The 4,762-nt window shown below is 42.0% G+C and carries 6 protein-coding genes; all 6 read left to right on the top strand.

What is annotated here, in order from left to right; all coding sequences use genetic code 11:
- On the top strand, positions 1-678 hold a 678-nt coding region (locus tag EKO24_RS06425), incomplete at its 5' end, for a phage/plasmid replication protein, II/X family (RefSeq protein WP_241674418.1).
- Between the two features lie 17 nt (positions 679-695).
- Positions 696-1,025, top strand: coding sequence for a hypothetical protein (locus tag EKO24_RS06420; RefSeq protein WP_127027385.1), 330 nt, complete (start codon positions 696-698; stop codon positions 1,023-1,025).
- Between the two features lie 192 nt (positions 1,026-1,217).
- Positions 1,218-1,463 (top strand): hypothetical protein, encoded by a 246-nt coding sequence (locus tag EKO24_RS06415; RefSeq protein WP_127027386.1) that lies wholly within the window; start codon positions 1,218-1,220, stop codon positions 1,461-1,463.
- 298 nt (positions 1,464-1,761) lie between these two features.
- Positions 1,762-2,868: a type II secretion system protein GspD gene (locus tag EKO24_RS06410; RefSeq protein WP_127027387.1), complete on the top strand. Its 1,107-nt coding sequence runs from the start codon at positions 1,762-1,764 to the stop codon at positions 2,866-2,868.
- Positions 2,869-3,094: 226 nt separating this feature from the next.
- Entirely contained in the window at positions 3,095-3,733 is a 639-nt protein-coding gene (locus tag EKO24_RS06405) for a hypothetical protein (protein WP_127027388.1), read from the top strand.
- A gap of 678 nt (positions 3,734-4,411) precedes the next feature.
- Positions 4,412-4,642, top strand: coding sequence for a hypothetical protein (locus EKO24_RS06400; RefSeq protein ID WP_127027389.1), 231 nt, complete (start codon positions 4,412-4,414; stop codon positions 4,640-4,642).
- The last annotated feature ends 120 nt before the right edge of the window (positions 4,643-4,762 follow it).

Raw genomic sequence — 4,762 nt, 5'->3', positions numbered from 1 at the left:
GGCGACTACAAAATCAAGATGCTAGACATTAACGAACTTTACGATGTCGGTAATGACGCCAGCGTTGAGGCCTGGTTACATGCTGCCGGAATGCGTGCTCGTTCTCGCCATGGTCGCAGCACTCGAGATAAAGGCACAGTTTACCTGGGCAAGAACTCCCGCCGCTGGGCTATCAAGTTTTATAACAAAGCTCGCGAAATGCTTTCTAAAGGCAAAACGCATCAATTACCGACTTACCTGCAAAACCTCGGCCTTGAGGATTTTATAAAAGGCAAACTCCGCGCTGAATTGCGTATCTTTTCGAAGGAACTTGAAAAGCTTGGCATTACCCATGGCTACCACTTAACCCCTGATCTTATCAATCAACTATTCAATGACTACTTGGGGAAAATCGACATGACAACACAAGCCACTCTTATCGACGTACAACTGTTAAAAATGCCTCGTGCTTTGATGGGGACTTATCAACTTTGGCGGCAAGGCGCTGATGTTCGGCAATTGCTTTCCAAGCCTACTTATTTTCGTCAACGGAAGTTATTGCTTGAATACGGTGTAGACATTTCCGCTATGCACTTGGCTCCCGAACAAAATAACGTCGTGCCAATGATGCGCATTATTGAAGCGGTGCCGGTTGCCATTCCTGCATGGGCGTATGAGCGCGGCCTTATTGCCGCTTAGAATAGGGGTGTAATCTTATGCTTACAGCTAACCCTAAAGCGCATTTAAGCCCTAAAGACTTGGTGCGTCAGCTTGCCTCTGAGGCTCAACTACTTCCTGGCTGGTCTCTCAATGATAGGGCGTTTCATGCTTCCTTTGCTGCGAATCGAGCTTATTTCGATCACGTCGCTAAGGTTCATTGCGCTATTAAAAATTTCTTTTTGTCCCAAGGTCATACTTTGTCTGATTGGCAATCTATTACCACAAATCCTAAATCTTTTAATCGAATTTGGCGCCAAGCTTTGGGCTTGCCGTTAGATGATGCTCCACCTCCCTTGGCCTTGCGCCGTGTTTTACCTACCTTCTGAACAGGATTTAATTTTATGAAATGTCTTATCGCTTCTGTTTTTACCAATTCCGGCATCGCTAAAGGCTCAGGAAATCCTTATTCCATGACGCGGGCCTGAATATGATTCGCGGCCGTTGATCGTTTTTATTTGATGGTCGCTTGATTTTTTGGGAGAGGCTTTTTGCTTCTCCCTTTTTTTTGCGGGTTTTTTATGGCTGCTAATCAAATTGATTTTTCTCCTTTTTTTCATCAGTTTTCTTTTGTTGGTGTTGATTTTGCCGTTATGTCCATAGCTGGCGCTATAGCTGTTGTTTTTGTTGCTCGTACTGGCGCTTTTAGGGCGCTTTTGATGCTCCATGATCGTAGAGCTACCGAAAGACGTTTTCGTTATCGATATCAACGTGAATTGCGCAATAGAGAATATCGAAATTGGAAAAAAAAGAACGGATATCGTTAATTTTTTGAGGCGTTTTTATACGCCTCTTCTTTTTTGAGTTTTTTATGACTGCTAATGATCTTTGGTACTTGTTTATTTTTGCTTGGGGCTTGGTTTCTGCTTGGGCTGTCGTTGAAGGTTTGAAAGGTGGTTAATATGAATTTCCCATATATATTTTTCTGGTTTTATAGTCATCCTTTTATTTTGTTTTCTTGTAAGTTCTTAATTACATTTTCTTTTTTTGTTTTTGTAATTTATTGTTTTCATTCTCTTAATTTGTTGTCTTTTGTTTCTTTTTTGTTTTTTGGGAGCATTTGACATGCTTATTAAGTTTTTTCGGTTTTTTTTGTTGATTGCGGTTCTTTTTTGTTCGGTCTCTTATCCTGTTCAATGTTATGCCAATGCTGCTACTGCTAGTAAGATTACGGTTAAGCAAGAGAAAACCGATAAGGACAAGGAAGACCCAACGCCGGAAGCTGAAAAAAGCGCTTTCATTTATCGGCCTAAGTTTCGTGACGGGTCGTATTTGGCGGATCTGCTTTCCCCATTGTTTAAGGGTGCTTTTACGGCTTCTCGTGGTGTACGTGCTCCCGATACCGAATCACGCCAAGATGCGGCAATGGTTCCCCCTGGTTCTGCGGCGGCAATGGTTGACAGAAAGGCCGATACCCTGGTTTTTTTCGGCACTGATGCGGAAATCGAGACATTAAAAAAGCTGCTGGCCGAAGTCGATGTGTCCATCGGGGAAGTGCTTGTGCGGGGCGTTTTGTTCGAAGTCGCGACCGGCAATAATCAGGGTACGGGAATTCAACTGGCGGCATCGTTGCTGAATGGGGCGCTTATGGCCGGTTTTGGTGGTCCCATTGTGCCGGTTGCTTCAATGGCCGCTAACCAGTTTTTGCAATACAAAGGCTCGCCGGCTAATGGCGTGTCGGTCGATGCGGTCATGTCTGCGTTGTCTACCGATACCCGCTTTAAAGTCGTCTCTTCGCCATCGTTGCGGGTTTTATCCGGCTCGACCGCACATATTACCATTGGTCAAGATGTGCCTATTTTGGGGGCTCTCTCATTTCCTCAAGGTGCCGGTCAAGCGGTGCAGTCCGTTCAATATCGCTCTGCCGGGGTGTTGTTCGACCTTACGCCGTCGGTGCGGGAATCGGTTATCGACCTTAAAATCAATCAACAAGTCAGTAGTTTTGTGCAAACCAATACTGGCGTTAATAACTCGCCAACATTGACCAAACGGGAGATTTCGACTTTAGTTTCAACTAATGATGGTGATGTGATCGTCCTGGGCGGTCTGAACGAAACGAAAACAACAAACACTCAATCCGGGCTTTCTTTCATACCGGATTGGATTTTCTCCGACACGACCAGCCAGAGTGAATCCGAGATTATCTTGATCTTACAGATAACGAGAGTTTAAGCCTATCTTGTAAGCCCTGGTTCCGGAACTTCGCCCGGAGTGCGCCAGCATGAGGACGAAGTTCCGGAACCAGGGTGATGTTAAGTCTCTTTAAAATCATTTTCGCGCCCGCGAAAATTTTAGCCGCTAAAATTTGAATTCATTTTCTTCCATGTGTTTTTTTGAATTATACTGATCGCTAGACTCTGTAATTCATTACGTTAAATATTTTTTAAAGGAAGAAACTATGCTGTTAAGAAGCGTTGTTGTCGCAGGTGCTGCTGTTATTATTGGTTGCTCTGATCCGAAAGCCGCTAACGAAGACAACTTTAAAATCTCTATTCAAGCTTATCTCGATACTGCTTATCCAAAGTGTTATTTTTATACAGAATTACCTGCAACGATAGGTGACTTTGATTTCAATAGAACCAAGGAAAAACTACAAGCCTTGGTGAAAGCGGGCATAGTGGTAGAAAAAGAAGGGAGTCGAGAAATAACTGACACTTTTGGTAAAGTGAAAAAAACGGTTCCCGCCCCGTTATTTGATTTAACGGATGAAGGTAGAAAATATTACAAGCCAGATATGGAAAAAACCTTCGGCGGAAAATCCATTGGTGGTTTTTGTTTTGGCAAGGCCAGAGTTAAAGAAATTGCTCAATTTACCGAACCTTCCGATCTATTTGGGCAAAAAGTTTCATCAGTGAATTACACCTATGAAGTGTATGACCTTCCTGATTGGGCAAAATCACCTGAAATCATCTCTGCAATTGACTCCCTCAAAAGTGATGTTGAATCCTTGACAACGCCCGTAAAAAAAATGGAAGCAGTTGTACTCACTAACAATGGGTGGGTTCATGAAAAAATACTAAAGAAGGCCGGTAGTTAAGTTTCTCCAGATCAGTTTTGGTATTTTTTCCTTCTCTTCATTAAAATCATTTTCGCGCCCGCGAAAATGTTTGCTTATCCGTTGTTATTTTAGCCGCTAAAATTTTCGCGCCCGCGAAATTATTGTTTAAATTTAGCGGCTAAATATTGTCTCGTATCATATCGTAACGTATTGTATTGTATTTCATATCGTAACGTACTGTATTGTATTGTATTAATATGATATTACTGTATGTAATGTATGTTGTATTGTATATACATTACATACATTACATACATTACATACATTACATACAGTAATATTAGTTTCGCGCCCGCGAAAATCTTTAATAAAGCAGGTTTCTCTTTAGCGACCGGAAGGAAACGATTTTATTCATGCCTCGTCGCGTTCTGGCCAACGGCCATTTAACCTTTAAACTGGCCGCCTTTAGGCGGATACTGCGCGTGGTGAATGGCTCAATGCATTATTGTGACGAGTAACGATAATTTATCCATCGGCTACGCCATTCATCCACCTAGTCAACCATCATGTCCAATTCGCAATGTAGCCGGCAGTGAAACAGCCGGCATTCAGGTGTCGCAGCTTTTCTGGAACGTTGTTTACATAGTGACGTCTAAAAAACTTATTAAGGTTAGAGAATAGAATAAAATAAAGCTTTTAAATTCTTAGGGGACCTTAATGAGCTACGAAGAAGATTTGTACAATTCTGATGACGAAGAAGAACTCAATGATTCTGATGATGGAGAACTCTATGACTCTGATGATGAAGAACTCAATGACTCTGATGATGAAGAACTCAATGACTCTGATGATGGAGAACTCTACGATCCTGATGATGAAGAACTGCAAGAACAAGAATATGAAGAAGATCGAATAATGAGAGATCGAATCAAAGCATTAGGCGTCTAGTAGAAAACCTCACACTAAGACTTCGCATAATGTATATTATGTTAAATTAATTGTGATTGAAATAATTGTCGGCATAGCTTTTGCTCTAGCCCGATTTTTTAACACACGGAGTCAAAACAA

The organism is Candidatus Methylobacter oryzae (assembly GCF_003994235.2).
In the GTDB taxonomy this organism is placed as follows: Bacteria; Pseudomonadota; Gammaproteobacteria; order Methylococcales; family Methylomonadaceae; genus Methylobacter_A; species Methylobacter_A oryzae.
Note: the sequence above shows the minus strand (reverse complement) of the source record. Positions and strands in the feature narration are given on the sequence as shown.

Bases quoted from the DNA above. Each gene is read 5' to 3' on its own strand.
- EKO24_RS06420 (WP_127027385.1), top strand. From the start codon at position 696: ATGCTTACAGCTAACCCTAAAGCGCATTTAAGCCCTAAAGACTTGGTG.
- EKO24_RS06415 (WP_127027386.1), top strand. From the start codon at position 1,218: ATGGCTGCTAATCAAATTGATTTTTCTCCTTTTTTTCATCAGTTTTCT.
- EKO24_RS06410 (WP_127027387.1), top strand. From the start codon at position 1,762: ATGCTTATTAAGTTTTTTCGGTTTTTTTTGTTGATTGCGGTTCTTTTT.
- EKO24_RS06405 (WP_127027388.1), top strand. From the start codon at position 3,095: ATGCTGTTAAGAAGCGTTGTTGTCGCAGGTGCTGCTGTTATTATTGGT.
- EKO24_RS06400 (WP_127027389.1), top strand. From the start codon at position 4,412: ATGAGCTACGAAGAAGATTTGTACAATTCTGATGACGAAGAAGAACTC.